Source organism: Pseudomonas putida NBRC 14164 (genome assembly GCF_000412675.1).
Taxonomy (GTDB): Bacteria; Pseudomonadota; Gammaproteobacteria; order Pseudomonadales; family Pseudomonadaceae; genus Aquipseudomonas; species Aquipseudomonas putida.
The window spans coordinates 2,536,064-2,559,890 of record NC_021505.1 but is presented as its reverse complement, the minus strand read 5'-3'; the positions used below and the strand labels follow the sequence as shown (position 1 = coordinate 2,559,890).

Genomic DNA, 23,827 nt, shown 5'->3' with positions numbered 1-23,827 from the left:
GCGCCGCAGCACCAAGCGGTTTGTTACCGGTCAGGCAATCGCCGCATCCACCAGCACCTGCGCTTCCTGCACCAGGCGCTGCAGGTGCGCCTCGTCGATGAAGCTTTCGGCGTAGATCTTGTAGATGTCCTCGGTGCCCGACGGCCGCGCGGCGAACCAGCCATTGGCGGTCATCACCTTCAGCCCGCCAATCGCCTGGCCATTGCCCGGTGCGTGGCTGAGGATCTGCACGATCGGCTCACCCGCCAGTTCGGTCGATTTCACCTGTTCCGGCGCCAGCTTGCTCAACAACGCCTTCTGCCGCGCATCGGCCTTGGCCTCGACGCGGGTGGCGAACGGCTTGCCCAGCGCGTCAGTCAGGTCGGCATAGGCCTGGCTCGGGTTGCGCCCGGTGCGGGCGGTCATCTCGGCGGCCAGCAAGGCCGGGATCAACCCATCCTTGTCGGTCGCCCAGACCGAACCATCACGGCGCAGGAACGACGCACCGGCGCTCTCTTCGCCGCCAAAGCCAAGCGAGCCGTCGAACAACCCTTGGGCAAAGTACTTGAAGCCCACCGGCACTTCGTACAGCTCACGGCCCAGGCGCTGGGTGACGCGGTCGATCAGGCCGCTGGACACCACGGTCTTGCCCACCGCGGCGTCAGTGCGCCATTGCGGGCGGTGGCGGAACAGGTAGTCGATCGCGACGGCCAGGTAGTTGTTCGGCGCCAGCAGGCCGTCGGAGGTGACGATGCCGTGGCGGTCGTGGTCCGGGTCGCAGGCAAAAGCCACGTCGAAGCGCTCGCGCAGGCCGATCAGGCCTTGCATGGCATACGGCGAGGAAGGGTCCATGCGGATCTGGCCGTCCCAGTCGACAGTCATGAAGCGGAAGGTCGGGTCCACCTCGGTGTTCACCACTTCCAGGTCCAGCTTGTAGTGCTCGGCAATGGCCGACCAGTATCGCACCCCTGCCCCGCCCAACGGGTCGACGCCCAGGCGCAGCTTGGCGCTGCGGATGACGTCGAAGTCGATCACGTTTTCCAGGTCCGCCACGTAGCTGCTCACGTAGTCGTGGCGGTGGGTGGTCGGCGCCTGCAGCGCCTGGGCATGGTCCATGCGCTTGACGCCCGCCAGGTTCGCTGCCAGCAACTCGTTGGCCTTGGCCTCGACCCATTTGGTCACGTCGCTGTCTGCAGGGCCGCCATTGGGCGGGTTGTACTTGAACCCACCGCTTTGCGGCGGGTTGTGCGATGGGGTGATGACGATGCCGTCGGCCAGGCCCTGCTTGCGGCCACGGTTATGGCAGAGGATGGCATGGGACACGGCCGGCGTGGGCGTGTATTCGTCGTCCTTGGACAGCATTACCTGCACGCCATTGGCAGCCAGCACTTCCAGGGCGCTGGCAGTGGCCGGTGCCGACAGCGCGTGGGTGTCGGCGCCGATGAACAGCGGGCCATCGATGCCCTTTTCCTGGCGGTACAGGCAGATGGCCTGGGTAATGGCCAGCACGTGGTATTCGTTGAAACTCAATTCAAGCGAAGTGCCCCGGTGCCCCGAGGTGCCGAAGGCCACCCGCTGGGCCGCCACGGCAGCGTCGGGGCGGCCGGTGTAGTAGGCGGTGAGCAGTCGGGGAATATCGACCAGCACGCTGGCCGGAGCCGGCTTGCCTGCCAAAGGACTGAGCGTCATGCAAAAACCTCGAGTTCAACGGATGTTGGTGTTTGAGCATGCAGTGTACTGAGAGTTGCAATGCCGTGCGATGGGCGACATCAAAGAAAACCGCAGGCAACGCGCCCACAAAGACCGTGTAAACCAGTACTCCGGCCGCAACCGTCTAGAGTAGTAGCCACACCCCCAGTAAATGAGGCCCCATGGCTTTCCACCGCCTGACCCGAACCCACCCCCGCCTGAGTTTCGCCGCCGCAGTCGGCCTTGTCGGCGCCTGGCTGATCCCCGCCGGTGACACCGTGCAGCACATCCTCGCCGGCTGGAACCTTGGCGTATGGCTGTACCTGCTGCTGGTGCTGTACCTCACCTGGGACGCCAGCCCGGAAAAGGTCCGCAAGGTTGCCCGCGTCGAAGACGAAAACGCAGGCATGGTCTTGTTCACCGTGTGCATCGCGGCCATCGCCAGCCTCGCTGCGGTCACCCTGCAACTGGTGTCCAGCAAAGGCCTGCAGGGCACGGCACTGGCCCTGCACTACCTCTACACCGGCCTGACCGTGGCCGGCTCCTGGCTGTTGATCGGCTGCATCTTCAGCCTGCATTACGCCCGCCTGTTCTATACCGGGCACAACCATGAACCACCGTTGCGTTTCGCCGACGGCGAGCGCAACCCGGACTATTGGGACTTTCACTACTTCTCGTTCACCATCAGCGTGGCCGTGCAAACCTCCGACGTAGGCGTTGCGGGCAGGCAACTGCGCCGGGTGGTGCTGGCACATTCGCTGGTGGGTTTTGTGTTCAATACGGCGATTTTGGGATTCACCATCAACATTGCTGCGGGGCTGCTTGGGTGACTGCGCCGCTCGTCCGAAAAACACTTCACCAACAAGCCGTGAGATCTACTTGATTGGACAGGCTAACCGGCGCGATCGTGCCAGGAAAACGTTTGCCTGGAAGCCGCCGTCACATCGGCATGGTGACCCGGATGTGACCGCTGTCATGGATTGGCACATTTGTCATGTTGGCAGCCGAGAATCGCTCGTGACAGCTGCTATCTTTACATTCCCGGCAGCCACCACGTGTGTGGCGGGGTGTTGACCATGTCCAGGCACGGACCAAGGAGGCAGGCATGAACAAGATGACGTTCCCCAACGCCTGCCAGGTGATGCGCTGGCATTTCCACCCATTGGGTTTCGAAGCCACCATGGATGCGCCGCGCAGCATGATCGCGCGGCTGTTCGACCGCGCCACCGGCGAAACCCTGATGGCCATCGCCGGCATCCCGTGTGCGGCAATCATGGCCGCAGCTGATGTAGAGCGCATCATCGAAGCCGTCGAAGCGGAAATGGACGCTTTCATCCCCGCCTTCACCTTGCGCAACGCTGTCTAGACCAAGGCGCTCTTCTCCTGGTGCAAGGCCTGTAACTTGCCCATGAATTGCTCGGCTGGTACCGGCTGCCCCAGCAGGTAACCTTGCAGCGAATCACAACCCAGACGGGTCAGGAAGTCTTGCTGCTTGTCGGTCTCCACCCCTTCGGCAACGATGCGCAGGCCCAGCGCCTGGCCCAATGCGACGATTGCCGAAACAATCGCTGCATCGTCACTGTCCTGCTCCAGGTCTCGCACGAAGCCACGGTCGATTTTCAGCTCATTGGCCGGCAGGCGCTTGAGGTACATCAGGCTGGAGTAGCCGGTGCCAAAATCATCGATGGACAGGTCCACGCCCATGTCGGACAGGCGTTGCAGCACGGTCAGGCTGGCATTGGCGTCGTGCATGGCAGTGGTTTCGGTAATTTCCAGGGTCAGGCAGTTGGCCGGCAGCCCGTTCTCCCTCAAGGCCCGGGCCACGCTCTCGACCAGCCCGGCATGGCAGAACTGGATGGCCGACAGGTTCACCGCCATGCGCCAGCCTTGGTGCCCCTGATCCAGCCAATGCCGCATCTGCCGGCAGGCTTCGTCAAGCACCCACTCACCGATCGGGATGATCAGGCCGGTCTTTTCCGCCAGACCGATGAAGCGGTCGGGCAGCAACAGGCCGTGCTGCGGGTGCTCCCAGCGCAACAACGCCTCGGCACCGATCGGCAGGCAGGCCTGGGCGTCGAACTTGGGCTGGTAATGCAAGCGGAACTGGCGTTGCTCCAGGGCCTGGCGCAGGTCCTGCAGCAGTTGCAGTTGCTGGCGTGCGTTGCTGTTCATCGACACATCAAAGAAACTGTAGCCGTTCTTGCCAGCGCTTTTGGCGTGGTACATGGCGGCATCGGCATTGCGCAGCAGCTCGTGCTGGTCCTGGCCGTTGCCGGGATACAGGACAATGCCCAGGCTCGCCGACAGCTGCAAGTCATGCTCGGCCACGCGGAATGGCCGTGACACCAGGTTCACCTGCTTGACCGCCACGTCCATGGCATCGTCAGGCTCCTGCAGCTCTACCAGCAGCACGAATTCGTCGCCGCCGATACGCGCGAGGGTGTCCTGGCTGTGCAGGTGGCCGCGCAGGCGGGACGCCACGGCCTTGAGCAGCAGGTCACCGATATGATGGCCAAAGGCATCGTTGACCGGCTTGAAGCCGTCCAGGTCGATGAACATCAGGGCAAAACAGCCACCCTGCTCCGCCACCTTGGCGATGGCCTGCTCGATGCGGTCGGCCAGCAGGGTACGGTTGGGCAGGTCGGTAAGGGTGTCGTGCAGGGCCAGCTGGGTCAGTTCCTGGTTGGCCAGTGTCAGCGAACGGGCCAGCTCGGCAGTGCGCGCCTCCAGGCGGGCATCCAGCACCGAGGTCAGCAAGGCCACCGCCAGCACCGCCAGGGTGGTGATCAGCACCAGATAGACCAGGCCGTCGCCCTGCAGCCCGCCGCCCAGAGCACCGCAGAAGCTGCCCTCGGGGAAATTCGCCGCCGCCATGCCGGTGTAGTGCATGCCAACGATGGCGATGCCCATCACCACCGCCGCCAGGCCACGGATCTGCCGCACATAGGGGGTGTGCCGGCGCAGACGGAAGGCGATCCACAACGCCGCTGCCGAGGCGCCCACGGCGATCAGCAGCGAGGCCCCGAACAGCGCCGGGTCGTAGTCGATGCCCGGCAACATGCGCAGCGCAGCCATGCCGGTGTAGTGCATGCAGGCAATACCGGCGCCCATGATCAGCGCGCCAAAACCCAGTTGCAGGCACGGCAAGCTCGGCTGACTCACCAGCCACAGGGCAAAACCCGAGGACAGGACGGCGATCAGCAGCGAGAACGCGGTAAGGGCCAGGTCATAGCCCAGGTCGATGGGCAGGCTGAACGCGAGCATGCCGATGAAGTGCATCGACCACACGCCGATGCCCATGGCCAGCGCGCCGCCTCCCATCCACAAATACGACGCCCGCCCCTTGGCCGTGGCAATACGGCCGGTCAGGTCAAGGGCGGTATAGGACGCCAGAATCGCCACGCACAGCGAAATCAACACCAGCGAAGAGGAGTAGCTACCGGTCAGCATTGGGAATTCCAGCGACGGGACAGGGGGCCCGGCAAAAGCTGACGATTGTACTCAAGCTTAGGCGAAACGCACGGGGTTTTTGCGAATGGGAATGGATCCAATGCGAGCCCTAAGCAGATCTGCGGCGTACTTTGTGGGAGCGGCCTTGTGTCGCGAAAGGGCTGCGAAGCAGCACCGGCAATATTGATGTTTGTGCTGATAATCTGGGGCCGCTTCGCGACACAAGGCCGCTCCCACAAAAGCGTGCGTTCACTTCAGTCCTGCTCGGCAAACGCCTGCTCTGCATCCCAGCCGCCGCCCAGCGCGGCCACCAGTTGCACACTGGCCACCAGGCGCCCTTGCAGCAGGTTCAACACGCTGCGCTCGTTGCTCAGCGCCGTGGTCTGTACGTTGACGACATCCAGGTAGCCAATCAGCCCCGCGCGGTACTGGTTCTCGGTCAGGCGCAGCGACTCGCGGGCAGCGTCCAGCGCCTCCTGGCGAACCACGGCTTCATCGCCATACACCTTCAACTGCACCAACAGGTTTTCCACTTCCTTGAAGCCATCCAGCACGGTCTGGCGATACTGCGCCACGGTCTGGTCATACACCGCCACCGTACGGTCCACCTCGGCGCTGCGCTTGCCGGCGTCGAACAGGGTCAGCGCCAGCTGCGGGCCTACCGACCAGTAGCGGTTGGGCAGTTCGATCCAGTTGCTGAAGCTGCTGCTGGAATAACCACCACTCATGCTCAGGCTGAGGTCGGGGAAGTACGCGGCCCGCGACACACCGATATTGGCGTTGGCCGCCATCACGTTGCGTTCGGCAGCAGCGATGTCCGGCCGACGCTCCAGCAGCTGCGACGGCAGCGAAACCGGAATTTGCGGCAATGCCGGAATGGCCTTGCTGTCAGCCAGGGCAAAATCGGCCGGGGTCTTGCCCAGCAGCACGGCGATGGCGTTCTCGAACTGCGCACGCTGCCAGATCAGGTCGATCAAATCAGCCTGGGTGCTCTTCAGCTGGGTACGCGCCTGGGCGACGGCATCCGGGCCAGAGACACCAGCGCGGTACTGGTTTTCGGTCATCCGCAACGAGCGCTCATAGGCCGCCACGGTGGCTTCCAGCAAACGCTTCTGCTCATCGATGACCCGCAATTGCAGGTAGTTCTGCACAAGCTCCGATTGCTGGCTCAAGCGGATCGAAGCGAGGTCGGCGAGGCTGGCTTCGGCACTGGCCTCGTTGGCATTCATGGTTTCGCGCAACTTGCCCCACAGGTCGATTTCCCAGCTGACACCGAGCTGGGCGTTGTAGGTATTGCGGATGCCGCTGCTGTTGTTGGACAAGCTGGAACTGGAGCTGCCGGTACCCTGCGCCGAGCGGTTCTTGCTGGCACTCAGGTCCAGGCTGGGGAACAGCGCCGCACGGCTGCTGCGCACCAGCGCCTGGGCCTGGCGGTACTGCGCTTCTGATTGCGCCACGGTCTGGTTGCTGCGGTTAAGCTCCTCGACCAACGCATTCAGCCCGGTATCGCCGTAGATTTCCCACCAGGCGCCGCGGGCGATGGCATCGGATGGCGTGGCCTGGCTCCAGCCTTCGGCGTGTTTGAACTGCGCCGCCGGGCTGTTCAGCTCGGGGCGGTGGTAGTCCGGGCTCAGGGTACAGGCACTGAGCAAGGCCACGCACAACCCGGCGCCGAGCAGGCGCGAGCCACGCCCACGGGTCAGCGCTTGCAGCGCACGGTGAAGTGGGGTCTGGGCAAAAGTCATAGCGGGGTTTCCAGGGCGGCGTCGGTGCGCACGCCGCGCCAACGGTTGAAACGGTGGCGCAGGCGGTCCAGGTACAGGTAGACAACCGGCGTCGTGTAAAGGGTGAGGACCTGGCTGAACACCAGGCCACCGATGATGGTCAGGCCCAGCGGCTGGCGCATTTCCGCGCCTTCGGCATGGCTCAGCAGCAGCGGCAAGGCGCCAAGGATGGCGGCCAGGGTGGTCATCAGGATCGGTCGCAGGCGCAGCAGGCAGGCACGGCGGATCGACTCTTCCGGCGACATGCGCTGATGGCGCTCCAGCTGCAAGGCCAGGTCGATCATCAAAATGGCGTTCTTCTTCACCACACCGATCAGCAGGAACAACCCCAACAGCGAGATCAAGCTGAATTCGCCACCGGTGACGTACAACGTCAGCAAGGCACCAACGCCTGCCGAAGGCAGTGTCGAGAGAATGGTCAGCGGGTGGATATAGCTTTCATAAAGAATGCCCAGCACCAGATACACCAGCAGCAGTGCGCCAAGGATCATGAACGGCTGGCCCTGCTGGGTCTTGGCGAAGGCATCGGCCGTACCACCCAGCTTGGCAATTACCTCTTCGGGCAAGCCAAGTTTGGCCACCGCACGTTCCAGCGCCGCCATGGCCTGGTCGGGGCTGTAGCCTTCGGCGACGTCGAAGGCGATGTCTTCCGAGGCGAACTGGCCTTCGTGGCTGACCCGGTCGTTGGCCAGGCTGTTCTCGTAGCGGGCGATGGTCGACAGCGGCACGCGAGCGCCGTCGGCGGTAATCACTTGCACCTGCTCCAGCGTGCTCGGGTCCCAGGCGTATTTGGGGTTGATCTCCAGCACCACCTGGTACTGGTTGAGGCTGTCGTAGATGGTGGAGATCTGACGCTGGCTGTAGGCGTTGTTAAGGACCGTGGTCACCATGTCCATGTCGATGCCCAGGCGCTTGGCCTGGTCACGGTCGACCACCAGCGTCACCTGCTGGGTACCGGAGCCGTCACGGGCGTCGATGGCGGTCAGCTCCGGCAGTGCACGCAGCGCCGCAACCACCTTGGGGAACCACTGGCGCAATGCCGCCAGGTCGCCGCTCTGCAGGGTATACAGGTACTGCGACGAGCTCTGGTCACGCCCGCCGCCACCCAGTTGAAGGTCCTGGTCGGCCATCAGGAACAGCCGACCTCCGGGCACTTTGGGCATTTCCTTGCGCAGGCGCTCGATCACCTTCTGCGCATCGATCTTGCGCTCGCTGATCGGCTTCAGGCGCACCAGCACCATGGCATTGTTGGTGCCGCTGTTGCCACCGATGAAACCGGCAACGCTCTGCACTGCCGGGTCGGCCAGCAAGGCGCGCCGGTAGATCTCCATTTTCGGCTGCATCACGCTGAACGACAGGCCGTCATCACCGCGGATAAAGCCCATCAGCTGGCCAGTGTCCTGCTGCGGCATCAGCGTCTTGGGCACCACCACATACAGGGCGATGTTGATAGCAATGGTCGCCAGCAGGCTGAGCAGGGTCAGGCCCTTGTGGCGCAAGACCCAACCCAGGCTGCGGTCATAGGCGTTGACCATGCGCTGGTGCACCTTGTCGCTCCAGCGCTGCACGCGAGTCGGCTCGGCCTGGTGTGGCTTGAGCCAGCGCGCGCACAGCATCGGCGTGAGGGTCAGCGATACCACCAGCGACACGATGATCGCCGCCGCCAGTGTGATCGAGAACTCCTGGAACAGGTTGCGCACGATGCCGCCCATGAACAGGATGGAGACGAATACCGCCACCAGCGACACGTTCATCGACAGCAATGTGAAGCCCACTTCCTTGGCCCCCAGGAAGGCCGCCTTCATCGGCGGCTGGCCGTCCTCGATGTGCCGCGAGATGTTCTCCAGCACCACGATGGCGTCGTCCACCACCAGGCCAGTGGCAAGGATCAAGGCCATCAGCGACAGGTTGTTGAGCGAGAAGCCGCACAGGTACATGACCGCGAAAGTCCCCACCAGCGACACTGGCACTGCCAGGCTGGGGATGAGTGAGGCGCGCAGGCTGCCGAGGAACAGGTACACCACCAGGATCACCAGCACCACAGCGATCAGCAGGGTGTGTTCGGCCTCCTTCAGGGTGGCCTTGATCACCGGCGAGCGGTCCATTGCCACGTTCAGTTGCACATTGGCTGGCAGCAACGACTGCAGCGCTGGCAACTGCGCCTTGATCTGGTCGACCGTTTCGATGATGTTGGCACCGGTCTGGCGGTTGACCACCAGCAGCACCGCGCTCTGGTCATTGAAGAAACCGCTGTTGTAGCGGTTTTCCACGCCATCGGTAATGGTGGCCACGTCGGACAGGCGCAGGATGGTGCCGCTCTGCTGCCGGATCACCACCGGCTCGTAATCCTGGGCGCTTTCCAGCTGGTCGTTGGCCCTCACCTGCCAGTTACGCTCGGCATCCTCGACAAAGCCCATGGGCCGGCGCTGGTTGGCGTTGGACACGGCAGTACGCACATCGTCCAGCGACACGCCGTACTGGTTGAGCAATTGCGGCTCGACGGCAATGCGCACCGCCGGCAGCGAACTGCCGCCGATCTGCACCTCCCCTACCCCCGATACCTGGGCCAGGCTCTGCGACAGGATAGTGTCGGCCAGGTCGTACAGCTGGCCTTTCTGCAGCACGTCCGACGTCAGCGACAGCACCATGATCGGTGCTTGCGACGGGTTGATCTTCTTGTAGGTGGGCATGCTGCGCATGCCGCTGGGCAGCAGGTTACGGGTGGCGTTGATCGCTGCCTGCACCTCGCGCGCCGCGCCGTCGATGTCGCGGCCCATCTCGAAGCCGATGATGACCCGCGTGGAGCCCTGGTTGGAGCTGCTGGTCAATGTGGTCACGCCGGCGATGCTGCCCAGCTTGCGCTCCAGTGGCGTGGCCACGGTGGAGGCCATGACCTCCGGGCTGGCGCCGGACAAGTTGGCCGACACCACGATTACGGGGAAGTCCATCTGCGGCAGCGGTGACACAGGCAAGAGACCGAAGCTGACTCCGCCCAGCAGCATGATCGCCAGGCTCAGCAGCATGGTCGCTACAGGGCGACGGATGAAAGGACCAGACAGGTTCATGCCTCGGCCTTCTTCACGTCAGTGGCCGGGCGCCAGCGGCGGGCCAAGCGGTCGAAGTACAGGTAGATGACCGGCGTGGTGAACAGCGTCAGCACCTGGCTGACCAGCAACCCGCCGACCATCACCAGGCCCAGCGGCTGGCGCAGCTCGGCCCCGGAACCGGTGGCGAGCATCAGCGGCACGGCACCAAACAGCGCGGCCAGGGTGGTCATCAGGATCGGCCGGAAGCGCAGCAGCGCCGCCTGGTAAATCGCATCGCGCGGGCTCATGCCCTGATGGCGCTCGGCCTCAAGGGCAAAGTCGATCATCATGATCGCGTTCTTCTTGACGATGCCGATCAGCAGGATGATGCCGATGATGGCGATCATGCCCAGGTCGTTGCCGCTGATGAGCAAGGCCAGCAAGGCCCCCACCGCCGCCGACGGCAGGGTCGAGAGGATGGTCACCGGGTGGATGTAGCTTTCGTACAGCACGCCCAGCACGATGTACATGGTCACCACCGCCGCCAGAATCAGCAGCAAGGTGCTCGACAGTGACGCCTGGAAAGCCTCCGCCGCGCCCTGGAAGCGGGTTTGTACCCCCAGCGGCATGCCGATGTCTTTCTGCACCTGCTCGATCACCTGCACCGCCTCGCCCAGCGATGCACCGTGGCCAAGGTTGAACGACAGGGTCACCGCCGGGAACTGGCCGATGTGGGAAATGGCCAGTTGGGCCTGGCGCTGCTCGATGCGCGCCAGTGCCGACAGCCTTACCTGGCCGCCATCGGCGGCCTTGACGTGGATCGACTCCAGCGCCTGTGGGCCGATGACTGCCGCGTCCTTCGACTGCAACACCACGCGGTACTGGCTGGCCTGGGTGTAGATGGTCGAGATCTGCCGCTGGCCGAAGGCGTCGTACAGGGCGTTGGTGATCTGCGCCACGTTGATGCCCAGGCGGCTGGCCATGTCACGGTCGATCACCAGGTACACCTGCAGGCCCTTGTCCTGCAGGTCACTGGCCACGTCGGCCAGTTCCGGGCGCTGCTGCAGCGCCTGCACCAGTTTGCCGCTCCACTGCGAAAGCAGGTCGGCGTCCGGCGATGACAGGCTGAACTGGTACTGGGTACGGCTGACCCGGTCTTCGATGCTCAGGTCCTGCACCGGTTGCATGAACAGGCGGATGCCCACCAGCCGGTCAAGTTGCGGCTGCAAGCGGCTGATCACTTCAGTGGCGGTGACATCGCGTTCGCCGTGTGGCTTGAGGTTGATCAGCAGGCGGCCGCTGTTGAGCGTGGCGTTGTCGCCATCGACGCCAATGTAGGATGACAGGCTCTGCACGGCAGGGTCCTGCAGGATCACCTTGCTCAGGGCCTGCTGGCGCTCGCTCATGGCGGCAAACGAAGTGGACTGCGGTGCTTCGGAAATGCCCTGGATCACCCCTGTGTCCTGCACCGGGAAGAAGCCCTTGGGTACCACCATGTACAGGAAGACGGTCAGTACCAGGCTGGCCACGGCTACCAGCAGGGTCAGCGGCTGGTGCTTGAGTACCCACTGCAGGGCGTTGCCGTAATGTTTGATCAGCCAGTCGATCCAGGCGCCGCTGGCGCGGTAAAAGCGGCCTTGTTCTTCTTCCTTGGGCTCGCGCTTGAGCAGGCGCGCGCACATCATCGGCGTCAGGGTCAGCGACACCACCAGGGAAATCAGGATGGCCACCGCCAGGGTGATGGCGAACTCGCGGAACAGGCGGCCGACCACGTCAGCCATGAACAGCAGCGGGATCAGTACTGCAATCAGCGAGAAGGTTAGCGAAATCAGGGTGAAGCCGATCTGCCGGGCACCCTTGAGCGCCGCCTGCATGGGCGTCTCGCCCTCTTCGATGTGCCGGGAGATGTTCTCCAGCATGACGATGGCGTCGTCGACCACAAACCCGGTGGCAATGGTCAGGGCCATCAGCGTCAGGTTGTTCACCGAGAAACCCGCCAGGTACATCACGCCGAACGTGCCGATCAGCGACAATGGCACGGCAATCGACGGAATGAGGGTGGCGCTGAAACGGCGCAGGAATACGAAGGTGACCATTACCACCAGGACGATGGCGATCAGCAGTTCATGCTGTACGTCCTTGACTGCGGCGCGAATGGTCTGGGTGCGGTCGGTCAGCACCGACACATCGAGGCCCGCCGGCAGGTTGTCGGTGATCGACGGCAACAGTTCCTTGATGCGGTCGACCACTTCGATGACGTTGGCGCCTGGCTGGCGCTGGATGTTCAGCAGCACCGCGTGGTTTTCGTTGGCCCAGGCGGCCAGGCGCTCGTTTTCTGCACCATCGACGATTTCGGCCACGTCTTTCAGACGCAACGGCGCACCGTTGGTGTAGGCCAGGATCAGGTTGGCGTATTCCTCGGGGGAACGCAGCTGGTCATTGGCATCGAGCATCGACACCCGGGTGGGGCCATCGAAATTGCCCTTGGGCTGGTTCACGTTCGAGGCACCGATCAGCGTACGCACGTCATCCAGGTTCAGGCCATTGGCCGCCAGGGCGTCGACGTTGACCTTGATGCGTACCGCCTGGCGCTGGCCGCCGGCAATGCTGACCATGCCCACGCCGCTGATCTGCGCGAGCTTTTGCGCCACACGCGTATCGACCAGGTCGTTGAGCTTGGGCAGCGGCATGGTCTTGCTGGAAATGGCCAGGGTCAGCACCGGGGTGTCGGCCGGGTTGACCTTGTTGTACACCGGCGGTGCCGGCAGGTCGCTGGGCAGCAAGTTACTGGCGGCGTTGATCGCGGCCTGCACCTGTTGCTCGGCAACGTCCATGTTCATGTCGAGGTTGAAACGCAGGGTCAGCACCGACGCCCCGCCGGAGCTGGTCGAGGCCATCTGGCTCAGGCCCGGCATCTGGCCGAACTGGCGCTCGAGCGGAGCGGTGACCGCGCTGGTCATCACCTGCGGGCTGGCACCGGGGTACAGCGTCATGACGCGGATGGTCGGGTAATCCACCTGCGGTAAAGCGGAAACCGGCAGCAGCTTGTAGGCGATCAGGCCGGCCAGGACGATGGCCAGCATGCTCAGCGTGGTGGCGACCGGCCGCAGGATGAACAGACGCGAGAGGTTCATGCGCCCGCCTTGCCTGCTGCGTTGCCAGGCTGCGCTTCAGTGTGCGCCGAACCTTTGGCTTCCTGGCCTTGCAGGTGCTGGCCTGGGGTGGTCGGTACTTGCGAGCTGTCTTCGACCACTTCCACCTTGGTGCCTTCGCGCAGGCGGTCGGTGCCTTCCAGCACCAGGCGGTCACCCGCCTTCAGGCCTTCGAGGATGACGCTGTTCTCGCCATCGCTGGCGCCGACCCTGATCTTGCGCACGTTCACCGTATTTTCAGCGTTTACCACATAGGCAAAGGTACCGTCGTTACCAAACTGGATGGCCGCTGCCGGGGCCATGATCACCTGCTTGAGGGTATCGGCCAGCAGGCGCACGTTGACGAACTGGTTGGGGAACAGGGCGAGGTCCTTGTTCTCGAAGCGGCCCTTGAACTTGAGCGTACCGGTCGTAATGTCGATCTGGTTGTCGATGCTACCCAGCACGCCTGTGGACTGCAGCTTGCTGTCACTGCGGTCCCAGGCCTCGACCGGCAGGCTGGCGCCGCTGCGGTAGCGTTCCAGCACGGTGCTCAGCTCGGTTTCCGGCAGGGTGAAGGCGACGTTGATCGGCTCGGTCTGGGTAATCACCACCAGTGCCGTGGTGTCGTTGGCCGCAACGAGGTTGCCCAGGTCCAGCTGACGCAGGCCCACGCGGCCGTTGATCGGCGCACGGATCTGGGTGAAGTCGAGGTTCAGCCGGGCGTCGTTGACCTGTGCCTGGTTGGTCTTGACCAGCCCCTGGAACTGCGCCACCTGCGCTTCGGCGGTGTCGAGGGTTTGCTTGGCGATACTGTCTTCGGCGTACAGGCCTTTATAGCGGGCTACATCCACCTGGGCGTTCTTAAGCTGCGCCTGGTTTTGCGCCAGCGTACCTTCGGCCTGCTGCAGGGCGATGCGGTACGAGCGCGGGTCGATTTCGGCGAGCAGGTCGCCGGCCTTGACCTGCTGGCCTTCCTTGAAGTGGATCTTCACCAGTTCGCCAGCCACACGGCTGCGCACATTGACCGTGTTGGTGGCAGTGACTGTGCCCAGGGCTTTGTAATACAGGGGGAAGTCACCCACGCGTACCGGTTCGACGCGCACCGGCACCGCTTCGCTGGAGCCGCCGAAGCCCGGGCGGCCGCCCATCATGCCCATGCCCTTGCCACCGCGCCCGCCGCCGCCGGCTTCTTTATGCGCAGGCGTTGCTGCAGGCCACAGCCACCAGGCCAGGGCAGCCACCAGCAGCAGGATCAGCAGGCCGACGAGCCAGCGACGGGGGGAACGGGAATTGGACACTTGCATGGGTTGAACGAACCTTGTTCGGAATGGCGGCTTGGGGAGGGTGAACGATAAGCAATGGCATCGTTTTAGCAAAGGGCCTTTACCAGAGGTTTACCTTTGGCTGACGTTGCCAAGACGCTGAACTTTAAATGAAAACGGCCCGGAAAGCGTTCCGGGCCGTTTCAGGGTGTTGCTTGGAGTAGTGGCGGGCTGAAAGGTTTCGGTTGCCTGGGCGGGCCCTTTCGCGGGTGAACCCGCTCCCACAGGTACCGCACAGATGTCAAAAGCTGTGCTTTACCTGTGGGAGCGGGTTCACCCGCGAAGAGGCTACCACAGGACTCAGCCGCCCTGCCCCGCAACCCTTACTTCAGTACTGCCAGCGCTGCATCGTAGTTCGGCTCGTCAGCAATTTCGCCAACCAGTTCGCTGTGCAGCACTTTGTCGTTTTCATCCAGCACCACCACGGCACGGGCAGCCAGGCCGGCCAGCGGGCCGTCGGCGATGGCAACGCCGTAGTTTTCGAGGAACTCGCGGCCACGCAGGGTCGACAGGTTCTTCACGTTTTCCAGGCCTTCGGCACCGCAGAAGCGTGCTTGGGCAAACGGCAGGTCGGCGGAGATGCACAGCACCACGGTGTTGGCCACATCGTTGGCCTGGGCGTTGAACTTGCGCACGGAGGTGGCGCAGGTTGGGGTGTCAACGCTCGGGAAGATGTTCAGCACCTTGCGCTTGCCGGCGTAGTCCTTCAGCGACTTGTCAGCCAGGCCTTCACCGACCAGGGAGAATGCCGGAGCCTGGGCGCCGATTTTCGGCAGTTCGCCGTTGACCTGAACCGGGCCGCCTTTGAGAGTCACTTGAGCCATGACGAAATCCTTATGCTGGGTTTGAAAAGGACACTGAGTTAAGCATGAAGGCGGCCGGGTGCCTATGGGGGCAGGTGAAATTGTTCTATTGCCGGACAATTTTTGTGGACAAAAAAATGCCCAGGTTGCGACAAGCGACCCGGGCATTCTTTATTTCAGGCAGCGAATCAGCCCAGCAGGCCGTACACCACCGAGGTCAACGCAACCAGGCCGACCACTACAACGAACACGTTGGAGGCTGCACCGCTGTACTTGCGCATCGACGGTACACGGTGGATGGCGTACATCGGCATCAGGAACAACAGCACCGCAAGGATCGGGCCGCCGAGCGATTCGATCATGCCGAGGATGCTCGGGTTGAGGGTGGCAACGATCCAGCACACCACCAGCATCAACGCGGCTACCACGCGGTCCAGGGTTTTGGCACCCGGGCGTGCACCGGTCTTGGCGATAATACCCTTGAGGCCTTCACTGGCACCGATGTAATGGCCCAGGAACGACTTGGCGATGGCCACGAAGGCGATCAGCGGCGCAGCGAACTCGATGGTCGGGTTGCTGAAGTGGTTGGCCAGGTACGACAGGATCGACAGGTTCTGTGCCTTGGCTTCGGCCAGTTGGGCGCTGCCCAGGGTGAGCACGCAGCTGAACACGAAGAACAGCACCATCACCACCATCAGCAGGTGGGCACGGCGCAGGATCTGGCCGCTACGCTCGTCGGCATGCTCGCCGTAGCGGCGTTTCTGGTCGACGGCGAAGGCCGAAATGATCGGCGAGTGGTTGAACGAGAACACCATTACCGGAATGGCCAGCCACAGGGTGTGCAGGAAGGCCGAGGCCGGCGGCACCTGAGTGGCGCTGTCGAGGATGCCACCGGTCCAATGCGGCACCAGGTACAGGCCCAGCAGGGCCAGGGCGACGATGAACGGGTACACCAGCAGGCTCATGACCTTGACAGTGGCCTGCTCGCCACAGCGCACGATGGCCAGCAGGCCGAGGATCAGTACGAACGACAGGATCACACGCGGCGGCGGCTGCATGTGCAACTGGTGCTCGATGAAGCTGGACACGGTGTTGGTCAGTGCCACGCTATAGATAAGCAGGATGGGGAAGATCGCGAAGAAGTAGAGCACGGTGATCGCGGCACCGGCGTTACTGCCGAAGTGCTCTTTGACCACTTCGGTGATGTCGCCACCATTGCGCCCGGAGAGCACGAAGCGGGTCAACCCGCGGTGGGCGAAGTAGGTCATTGGGAAGGCCAGTACAGCCAGGATCAGCAGCGGCCAGAAACCGCCAAGCCCGGCGTTGATCGGCAGGAACAGGGTCCCGGCGCCAATGGCCGTGCCGAACAGGCCCAGCATCCAGGTGGTGTCGTGACGCGCCCAGCTGCCGAGAGTGGCGGGGGTCGATTCTACAAAGCGTTGTTCAACGCTTGGGGCCTGCTCATTCATTCCGGGTGAAGCTCCACTCGCAAGACTGTAACAGGCTGAGAATGGCGAAACAGTGCCTTCGCCCAACTCAACCGGAAAAGAGGGGCGCGATTGTGCACGGAAAGGTTGCACTTGCGAAGCCCTTTTCCGAGGGGCGGTTGCACTTGTCATGACAAGGGTGGCACCAGCGGCCCAAGTTGGCACGGTCGCGCTCAAGGAGCAGTAGTGTTGCAGCGGCACCACACATGGGTGGTCACACATCTTGTCCAGCAAATCTACTCAGGTTGCTTCAGAAGGCCGCCTAGCCGAATAGCCTCCGCATCGCGATTTTTTTTCATTTCCGCCATCCAATAATCTATTTTCGCCATGTTCGCTGTGTGGGCACGCTGGTACTCTGCACGGCTTCCGGTTTCGCGTAACTTTCTGACCATTTCATTTACTTTATCATACTGCATTTCAAACATGCCCTTTCGCGGAACATCTAACCTATATACGGCCCCGGCTATATAGGCACGCTTAGCATTTTGCATAGATCGATACAGAACGAACGACTTAATAGGAGCCATATCATCAACGCTTAGTTTATTTATGGGCGCCTTATCAAACTCTACTTTAAAGCCTTGATCAAGCTTGGCAACCTTGACCTCCCCCCACTCCCCCCCAGCAGACGTAATTTGTCTCCTGACCTCAAACCTGTTACTTCTACGAACCTTGAAACTTACAACTTTCACGCTCAATGCCCAGCCCCAGAATCGGCCATTATCATCTACACGATTAATCGGGTCTCCGGAACAATAGCCATAAGCGTTCAGACCTCCTAAATCAAACGGGCTCAGGCTATCGGGTGACAAGAAACGCATCATCCTCGGGCTGTAGCTACGATAACCGTTGCCCAGCAGATAACAAGTGGACAATGCGTCGAAGTAATACCCTGAAAAGCCGATGAGGCCGACTGTTTCAGCAGCAAATTCATGAACGCCGTAGACGGTATAGCTTTTTCCATGAACCCCGACTGGCCCCATGCCCCCAAAAACTGAAGCCTGCTTATCCCCCCAGGTCATGTAGCTACTAGCGCCCCGCTCTACCAGCACTTCTCTATCATGGCGAATGACCTGCCGAACGCCATCCTCCGACTTCAGGCTATGCACTTTTCCTGCGCAATAGAATAGCTTCACTCTTAGCCCTCGCACCTGAGTTCATTTACTGCTGCACTAGTATTGGCAGATCACACTCAGGCCACAACTGGCAGAACTAACAGGTACACGGGACCATGCGAACCTATCCGAGGACAGCGATTTTTATCTATGCAGGAAGATGCAAGAGGGGCGTTTTCTGGGAGCGCTTTTGCGTAGAGAAAGGGGCGCGGGGCGCCCCGTACGGCATTATTTCTGAACAGCAGCGAACGCTTCGGCAACCTGTTGCAGGTTGGCCGGGCGCAGACCGGACATGCACACGCGGCCACTGTCGATCAGGTACACGCCAAACTCGTCACGCAGGCGGCGCACTTGCTCGACGCTGAAGCCGGTGTAGCTGAACATGCCACGCTGGCGCAGGAAGAACTGGAAGTCCTGGCCTGGCAGCAGCACGGCCAGGGCATCGACCAGCGCCTGACGCATGTCGAGGATACGCTTGCGCATCACTTCGACTTCCTCGGCCCACTGGGCATTGAGGGCTGCATCGCTGAGCACGCCTGCAACCAGCTGGGCGCCAAAATTGGGCGGGCTGGAGTAGTTGCGGCGCACGGTTGCCTTGAGCTGGCCCAGCACGCTCTGGGCAGTGGCGTCATCGTCGCAGACCACCGACAGCCCCCCTACCCGCTCGCCGTACAGCGAGAAGATCTTCGAGAACGAGTTGCTGACCAGGCACGGTACACCGGCGCGGGCCATTTCGCGGATGGCGTAGGCGTCTTCCACCAGGCCTTCGGCGAAGCCTTGGTAGGCGATGTCGAGGAACGGGATCAGCTGGCGTGCCTTGACCACTTCGACCACTTGTTGCCACTGGTTTTGCGTAAGGTCGGCACCGGTGGGGTTATGGCAGCACGGGTGCAGCAGTACCACGCTGTTGGCCGGCAGGGTCTGCAGGGTAGCCAGCATGCCGTCGAAGTCCACGCCACGGGTGGCCTGGTCAAAATACGGGTAGGTGTGCACCTTGAAGCCGGCGCCTTCGAAGATGGCGCGGTGGTTGTCCCAGGTCGGGTTGCTGACCCAGACTTCGGCCTGCGGGAAGTAGCGCTTGAGGAAGTCGGCACCGACTTTCAGGGCGCCGGAGCCACCCACAGTCTGCACAGTGGCCACGCGACCGCCGGTCACGGCCGGGTGATCGGCACCGAACAGCAGCGCCTGGATGGCCTGGCGGTAGCTGGCCAGGCCTTCCATCGGCAGGTAAAGGGACGCTTCGTGGTCCTGGCCGGCAATGCGTTTTTCCACCGCATCCACAGCCGCCAGTTGCGGTACTACGCCAGCCTCATCGTAATACAGGCCGATACTCAGGTTGACCTTGTCGGCGCGCGGGTCGGCCTTGAAGGTTTCCATCAGCGAGAGGATCGGGTCGCCGGCATAGGCATCGACATGTTTGAACACAGCGTGCAGCTCCTTGGATCAGGACAGTTCGAAAAGGCAGACCTGAGCATACCCGGAGTGTGCGCTCAGGAACATCCACTATTGTGCAAGGTTGTCTATGCAACATTGCATGGCTTGGGATTTGTGCTGGATTCTTCGCGGGTAAACCCGCTCCCACACGGGTACCACTGCCCTTGGAACCTGTGCAGTACCTGTGGGAGCGGGTTTACCCGCGAAGAGGCCGGGTCAGCCAAGCAGCGCTTTCAGCCCCTGCAGCTCCTGCTCGGTTAGCGCCACCCCCTCCTCCTCGGCCACCTCGCGCTCACGATAGCGCCGCTCACCCGGCATACGCGTCAGGCCCACCGCCTGCATCTGCTCCACCAGTTCGCGGCTGCGCTGGGCAAATTGCTCGCCTTCTGCCTTGCCGGGGTCGATGACGATAAGCAGCTGCCCGGTCCAGGGTGTCTTCGCCCCCGGGTGGCCCGACCAGTCGAATTCCCAAGAGAAATTACCCCCGGTCAGCGCCGCCGCCAGCAACTCGACCATCATCGACAACGCCGAACCCTTGTGCCCGCCAAACGGCAGCAAGGCGCCGCCTTCGAGAATGGCCAAGGGGTCGGTGGTCGGTTCGCCATTGGCGTCCACGCCCATGCCTTCCGGCAGTTGCTGGCCGGCACGCGCGGCAATCTGCACGTCACCGTGGGCCATGGCGCTGGTGGCCATGTCGAAAACGATCGGATCGTGTTCGGCACACGGCGCCGCAAAAGCGATGGGGTTGGTACCGAACAGGGGCTTGCGTGCGCCATGCGGCACCACGCAGGTCATGCTGTTGACCACGCTCAGTGCCACCAGGCCCTCGTCGGCGAACGGTTCTACATCCGGCCACAGCGCGGCGAAGTGGTGCGAGTTGTGGATCGCCAGCACGGCAATACCCGCGTTGCGCGCTTTGGCTACCAACAGCTCACGGGCCGCTGCCAACGCCGGCTGGGCAAAGCCGCCCGCTGCATCGACACGTACATAACCGGCCGCTACGTCGCTGACCTTCGGTGTGGCCTGGCCATCGACCCAACCGCTGGCCAACGTCGAGACGTAGCCAGGCATACGGAATACGCCGTGGCTGTGAGCACCATCGCGCTGGGCGCTGGCGCAGTTGTAAGCCAGCACCCGGGCCACGCTCTCGCTGCAGTCATGGCGCTGAAAAATGGCCTGCAACAGACCCTGCAGCTCGGTAAAAGGCATACGCACGACGGTGCTGGTGGAAGGTGCGGACATCTGAAGCTCCTTGTTGGTATTGGAATGGCTACAGCGTTGCAACGACAAAAACTTTCCGGCATGTGACAGCAATCTGTCAAATGTTGACTTGATGACAGAAAACATTCATTTTCTTCCCAAGCCTTACCCCTGGAGCCGCAGCATGAGCCAACCGATCAAGCAACGCCTGGAAAACAGCCTCGAAGGGGCCGCTGCCTCGGGCCGCAAGATCGCCACCTACATGCTCGCCAACCTGCACGAACTGCCGTTCCAGACCTCCGCCAGCATTGCCGCCAAGCTGGGCGTCAGCGAATCGAGCGTCGGGCGCTTCTGCCGCTCACTCGGTTATGCCCACCTCAAGGCGCTTAAGCAAGACCTGCAGAACGACCTGGGCGACGGCCCATGGCTGGTGGGCGACCGCCTGCAAGATTACCGCCAGAACCAGGACGCCAGTGACAACGCCGGCAGCCTGGAGCTGGAAATCGCCGCCTTGATGCGTGTGCACGAGTACCGCCAAAGCCCCACCTGGCACAGCGTAGCGCAACGCCTGGCGAGCAAGCCGCGGGTGTTCATCGCCGGTTTCCAGACCGAGCGCGGCATCGCCATGTGCATGAGCCACCTGCTGCAGTACCTGCGCGATGGCGTGCAACTGGTGGACATCAGCGCCGGGCACTTCGGCGAGGTGCTGCTGGGCCGTGCCGAAGACAGCGCCCTGGTGGTGTTCGAGGCGCGCCGTTATTCCCGCCACGCCCTGCTGCTGTGCCAGAAGGCACGCGAGGCGGGCATTGCGGTCACCCTGGTGACCGACACCTTCTGTGACTGGGCCGATGCCAACGCCGACGAGGTGTTCCGCATCCCCACCGAGTTCAATCTGTTCTGGGAATCCACCTCGACGATGCTGTCGTGGGTACACCTGATGGTCAACGAGGTCTGCAAGAAACTCGGGCCTGATGTTGAAAAACGCTTGGAAGCGACTGCCGCTCTACATAACGAATTCGTCGGCTACACCTCGTGGCCGACGGGCAAACAACAATAGCAAGAGTGCAATGAGGTGCGAGATGAACAAGACCATGGCCTTGGTGGGTGCGTGTGCCCTGCTGCTGACGGGTGCCGCCAGTGCCGAAACCCTGCGCTTCGCCACCGAGGGTGCCTACCCGCCCTTCAACTATGTAGACGCCGATAACAAGCTGCACGGCTTCGATATCGACATCACCCATGCCCTGTGCGAACAGATGAAAGTCGAGTGCACGCTGGTGGCCCAGGACTGGGAAGGCATCATCCCCGCCCTGATGGCGCGCAAGTACGACGCCGTCGTCGCGTCGATGATCAATACCGAAGAGCGCCGCAAGAAAATCGCCTTCACCGACCACTACTACCGCACCCCGCTGACCGTCGCAGTCGCCAAGGACAGCAAGATCGACAGCGCCCAGACCGACTTCGTCGGCTACACCGTCGGTGCCCAGTCGTCGTCAACCCAGGCTATTTACGCCGAAGACGTGTATGGCAAGGCCGGGGCCGATGTGAAGCTGTACCCGACCATGGATGAAGCCAACGCCGACCTGGCCGCCGGGCGCCTGGACGGGGTAATTGCCGATAAATTCCCGCTGCACGAGTGGATGACCAAGAACGGCGGGGATTGCTGCAAGATCCTCGGCGACGTGGCCGACACCAAGGCCGATGCCGCCATTGCCGTGCGCAAGGACGACGAAGCCCTGCGCCAGCGCCTGAACACCGCGCTGCAACAGATCGTGGCCAACGGCACGTACCAGAAGATCGCCAGCAAGTACTTCGCTTTCGATATCTACAACTGACCTTAGAGCCCGGCTCGCCTGATCCGGCCCTATCGCCGACAAGCCAGCTCCCACATAACCGCACAAGGCCTGACAGATGTGCAGTCTTGTGGGAGCTGGCTTGCCGGCGATGAGGCCGGTAAGGTCAACACAAGGTGTTCGTCATGCTCGATCAATTGTCCTTGCTGTCCTTCGCCAGCGGAGGCTGGGGCCAGGCGCTGCTGGCCGGCGCCCTGGTGACTGTTTCACTGGCACTGGCCTGCCTGCCCATCGGCCTGCCGCTGGGCCTGCTGGTAGCGCTGGCAGCGCGCTCGCGCAAGCGCCTGCCACGGGCCTGGGCCACCACATTCTCTACGGTGTTCCGCGGCCTGCCCGAACTGCTGACACTGCTGATCATCTATTACGGCTGCCAGATCGCCGCGCAGAAAATCCTCGCGGCCATGGGCTATCAGGGTGAATTCCTGATCAACACCTTCCTCGCCGCGATGATCGCCTTCAGCCTGGTGTTCGCCGCGTTCTCAAGCGAGATCTGGCTGGCCGCCTTCAAGACCCTGCCCAAGGGCCAGCTGGAGGCCTGCTCGGCATTGGGCCTGAGCAAGCGCACCGTCTTCTTCAAGGTGCTGCTGCCACAACTGACCCGCATCGCCCTGCCCGGCCTGTCGAACAACTGGCTGTCGCTGCTCAAGGACACTTCGCTGGTGTCGACCATTTCGCTGGTCGACCTGATGCGCCAGACCAACCTGGCCGTCAGCGTGACCAAGGAGCCGATGTTCTTCTATGGCGTCGCCTGCCTGGGTTACCTGCTGTTCGCAGCGCTTTCCGGGCGCGTGTTCGCCTTCATCGAACGGCGCAGTAACCGCCACCTGCTAGGAGCACGGGCATGAGCTTTGAACAACTGCTGGCACTGGTGGTGGACCCAGACCTGCTGGAACGCTACGGCCCGCGCTTCCTCGACGGCCTGCTGGTAACCGCCAAACTGGTGGCCATTTCCTTCACCCTGGGCGCCGTACTCGGCCTGTTGCTAGCCCTGGCGCGCATGTCGCGCAGCCTGCTGCTGCAGCGCATGGCCGCCGGCTACGTGTACTTCTTCCGCGGCTCGCCGCTGCTGGCCCAGCTGTTCCTGCTGTACTACGGTCTGGGTTCGCTCAAGGGCTTCTGGCAGGACGTCGGCCTGTGGTGGTTTTTCCGCGAAGCGTGGTTCTGCACCTTGCTGGCCTTCACCCTGAACACCGCTGCCTACCAGGCGGAGATCTTCCGCGGCAGCCTGATGGCCGTCGCGCCGGGGCAGCATGAGGCGGCGCGGGCACTGAACCTGAAGCGCTCGACCACCTTTTTCAAGGTGATTCTGCCGCAGTCGTTGCTGGTGGCCATCGGCCCGCTGGGCAACGAACTGATCCTGATGATCAAGGCCAGCGCAATTGCCTCGCTGGTGACCATCTACGACCTGATGGGCGTAACCAAACTGGCGTTCTCGCGCAGTTTCGACTTCCAGATCTACCTGTGGGCCGCCGTGCTCTACCTGGTGATCGTCGAACTGGTGCGGCGCCTGCTGAAACATCTGGAAGGCCGCCTGGGCCGCCACCTGAACTGACC

The 23,827-nt window shown here is 62.7% G+C and carries 17 protein-coding genes; 6 read left to right on the top strand and 11 right to left on the bottom strand.

The features are described 5' to 3' along the window. Positions 1-30: 30 nt before the first annotated feature. Positions 31-1,668, bottom strand: a complete 1,638-nt coding sequence (gene pgm / locus PP4_RS11410; protein WP_016499328.1) for a phosphoglucomutase (alpha-D-glucose-1,6-bisphosphate-dependent) — start codon at positions 1,666-1,668, stop codon at positions 31-33. Between the two features lie 182 nt (positions 1,669-1,850). Here pgm and PP4_RS11405 point away from each other — a divergent pair, with 182 nt between their 5' ends. Together PP4_RS11405 and PP4_RS11400 are read left to right on the top strand one after the other, a co-directional pair. Next, positions 1,851-2,498, top strand: a complete 648-nt coding sequence (locus PP4_RS11405) for a DUF1345 domain-containing protein (RefSeq protein WP_016499327.1) — start codon at positions 1,851-1,853, stop codon at positions 2,496-2,498. A gap of 275 nt (positions 2,499-2,773) precedes the next feature. After that, positions 2,774-3,034, top strand: coding sequence for a DUF1652 domain-containing protein (locus PP4_RS11400; RefSeq protein WP_016499326.1), 261 nt, complete (start codon positions 2,774-2,776; stop codon positions 3,032-3,034). On the opposite strand, the gene PP4_RS11395 is transcribed toward PP4_RS11400, so the two are convergent. From PP4_RS11395 to PP4_RS11350, 10 genes are all read right to left on the bottom strand, one after another. Beyond that, the gene (locus tag PP4_RS11395; protein WP_016499325.1) at positions 3,031-5,118 is read right to left on the bottom strand and encodes a putative bifunctional diguanylate cyclase/phosphodiesterase; all 2,088 of its coding nucleotides are present in this window, start codon (positions 5,116-5,118) and stop codon (positions 3,031-3,033) included. The two genes, PP4_RS11400 and PP4_RS11395, sit on opposite strands and share 4 nt — an antisense overlap. A 254-nt stretch (positions 5,119-5,372) precedes the next feature. Then, entirely contained in the window at positions 5,373-6,863 is a 1,491-nt protein-coding gene (locus PP4_RS11390; protein ID WP_016499324.1) for an efflux transporter outer membrane subunit, read from the bottom strand. Then, positions 6,860-9,967 carry an efflux RND transporter permease subunit gene (locus PP4_RS11385; RefSeq protein ID WP_016499323.1) on the bottom strand — a complete coding sequence of 1,036 codons (3,108 nt, stop codon included), beginning with the start codon at positions 9,965-9,967 and terminating at the stop codon, positions 6,860-6,862. Before PP4_RS11385 ends, PP4_RS11390 begins: the two co-directional genes overlap by 4 nt. Then, positions 9,964-13,062, bottom strand: a complete 3,099-nt coding sequence (locus PP4_RS11380; RefSeq protein ID WP_016499322.1) for an MdtB/MuxB family multidrug efflux RND transporter permease subunit — start codon at positions 13,060-13,062, stop codon at positions 9,964-9,966. Before PP4_RS11380 ends, PP4_RS11385 begins: the two co-directional genes overlap by 4 nt. Next, positions 13,059-14,366 (bottom strand): MdtA/MuxA family multidrug efflux RND transporter periplasmic adaptor subunit, encoded by a 1,308-nt coding sequence (locus PP4_RS11375; protein ID WP_016499321.1) that lies wholly within the window; start codon positions 14,364-14,366, stop codon positions 13,059-13,061. Before PP4_RS11375 ends, PP4_RS11380 begins: the two co-directional genes overlap by 4 nt. Positions 14,367-14,707: 341 nt before the next feature. After that, entirely contained in the window at positions 14,708-15,208 is a 501-nt protein-coding gene (gene tpx, locus PP4_RS11370; protein WP_016499320.1) for a thiol peroxidase, read from the bottom strand. A 167-nt stretch (positions 15,209-15,375) separates the two neighbouring features. Then, positions 15,376-16,656 (bottom strand): serine/threonine transporter, encoded by a 1,281-nt coding sequence (locus tag PP4_RS11365; protein WP_016499319.1) that lies wholly within the window; start codon positions 16,654-16,656, stop codon positions 15,376-15,378. 254 nt (positions 16,657-16,910) lie between these two features. Continuing rightward, on the bottom strand, positions 16,911-17,810 hold the full coding sequence (locus tag PP4_RS27490) for an RHS repeat-associated core domain-containing protein (RefSeq protein WP_231859017.1): 900 nt from the start codon (positions 17,808-17,810) through the stop codon (positions 16,911-16,913). Positions 17,811-18,017: 207 nt separating this feature from the next. Next, a complete protein-coding gene (locus tag PP4_RS11355) occupies positions 18,018-19,214 on the bottom strand; it encodes an amino acid aminotransferase (RefSeq protein ID WP_016499317.1) in 1,197 nt (398 codons plus the stop codon). Between the two features lie 225 nt (positions 19,215-19,439). Beyond that, positions 19,440-20,465 (bottom strand): Ldh family oxidoreductase, encoded by a 1,026-nt coding sequence (locus PP4_RS11350; protein WP_016499316.1) that lies wholly within the window; start codon positions 20,463-20,465, stop codon positions 19,440-19,442. A 142-nt stretch (positions 20,466-20,607) separates the two neighbouring features. Between PP4_RS11350 and PP4_RS11345 the strand changes: the two genes are divergently transcribed. The 4 genes from PP4_RS11345 (at position 20,608) to PP4_RS11330 (ending at position 23,825) form a co-directional block, all read left to right on the top strand. After that, complete coding sequence (locus tag PP4_RS11345) at positions 20,608-21,480, top strand: MurR/RpiR family transcriptional regulator (protein WP_016499315.1); 873 nt, start codon at positions 20,608-20,610, stop codon at positions 21,478-21,480. 22 nt (positions 21,481-21,502) lie between these two features. Beyond that, entirely contained in the window at positions 21,503-22,255 is a 753-nt protein-coding gene (locus PP4_RS11340; protein WP_016499314.1) for a transporter substrate-binding domain-containing protein, read from the top strand. A 143-nt stretch (positions 22,256-22,398) separates the two neighbouring features. Continuing rightward, on the top strand, positions 22,399-23,118 hold the full coding sequence (locus PP4_RS11335; protein WP_016499313.1) for an ABC transporter permease: 720 nt from the start codon (positions 22,399-22,401) through the stop codon (positions 23,116-23,118). Then, positions 23,115-23,825 (top strand): ABC transporter permease, encoded by a 711-nt coding sequence (locus PP4_RS11330; RefSeq protein ID WP_016499312.1) that lies wholly within the window; start codon positions 23,115-23,117, stop codon positions 23,823-23,825. Before PP4_RS11335 ends, PP4_RS11330 begins: the two co-directional genes overlap by 4 nt. Positions 23,826-23,827 lie beyond the last annotated feature (2 nt).

What these genes read in the sequence shown, in the direction of transcription:
- pgm (WP_016499328.1), bottom strand. Translation starts at nt 1,668, where the DNA reads ATGACGCTCAGTCCTTTGGCAGGCAAGCCGGCTCCGGCCAGCGTGCTG.
- PP4_RS11405 (WP_016499327.1), top strand. Translation starts at nt 1,851, where the DNA reads ATGGCTTTCCACCGCCTGACCCGAACCCACCCCCGCCTGAGTTTCGCC.
- PP4_RS11400 (WP_016499326.1), top strand. Translation starts at nt 2,774, where the DNA reads ATGAACAAGATGACGTTCCCCAACGCCTGCCAGGTGATGCGCTGGCAT.
- PP4_RS11395 (WP_016499325.1), bottom strand. Translation starts at nt 5,118, where the DNA reads ATGCTGACCGGTAGCTACTCCTCTTCGCTGGTGTTGATTTCGCTGTGC.
- PP4_RS11390 (WP_016499324.1), bottom strand. Translation starts at nt 6,863, where the DNA reads ATGACTTTTGCCCAGACCCCACTTCACCGTGCGCTGCAAGCGCTGACC.
- PP4_RS11385 (WP_016499323.1), bottom strand. Translation starts at nt 9,967, where the DNA reads ATGAACCTGTCTGGTCCTTTCATCCGTCGCCCTGTAGCGACCATGCTG.
- PP4_RS11380 (WP_016499322.1), bottom strand. Translation starts at nt 13,062, where the DNA reads ATGAACCTCTCGCGTCTGTTCATCCTGCGGCCGGTCGCCACCACGCTG.
- PP4_RS11375 (WP_016499321.1), bottom strand. Translation starts at nt 14,366, where the DNA reads ATGCAAGTGTCCAATTCCCGTTCCCCCCGTCGCTGGCTCGTCGGCCTG.
- tpx (WP_016499320.1), bottom strand. Translation starts at nt 15,208, where the DNA reads ATGGCTCAAGTGACTCTCAAAGGCGGCCCGGTTCAGGTCAACGGCGAA.
- PP4_RS11365 (WP_016499319.1), bottom strand. Translation starts at nt 16,656, where the DNA reads ATGAATGAGCAGGCCCCAAGCGTTGAACAACGCTTTGTAGAATCGACC.
- PP4_RS11350 (WP_016499316.1), bottom strand. Translation starts at nt 20,465, where the DNA reads ATGTCCGCACCTTCCACCAGCACCGTCGTGCGTATGCCTTTTACCGAG.
- PP4_RS11345 (WP_016499315.1), top strand. Translation starts at nt 20,608, where the DNA reads ATGAGCCAACCGATCAAGCAACGCCTGGAAAACAGCCTCGAAGGGGCC.
- PP4_RS11340 (WP_016499314.1), top strand. Translation starts at nt 21,503, where the DNA reads ATGAACAAGACCATGGCCTTGGTGGGTGCGTGTGCCCTGCTGCTGACG.
- PP4_RS11335 (WP_016499313.1), top strand. Translation starts at nt 22,399, where the DNA reads ATGCTCGATCAATTGTCCTTGCTGTCCTTCGCCAGCGGAGGCTGGGGC.
- PP4_RS11330 (WP_016499312.1), top strand. Translation starts at nt 23,115, where the DNA reads ATGAGCTTTGAACAACTGCTGGCACTGGTGGTGGACCCAGACCTGCTG.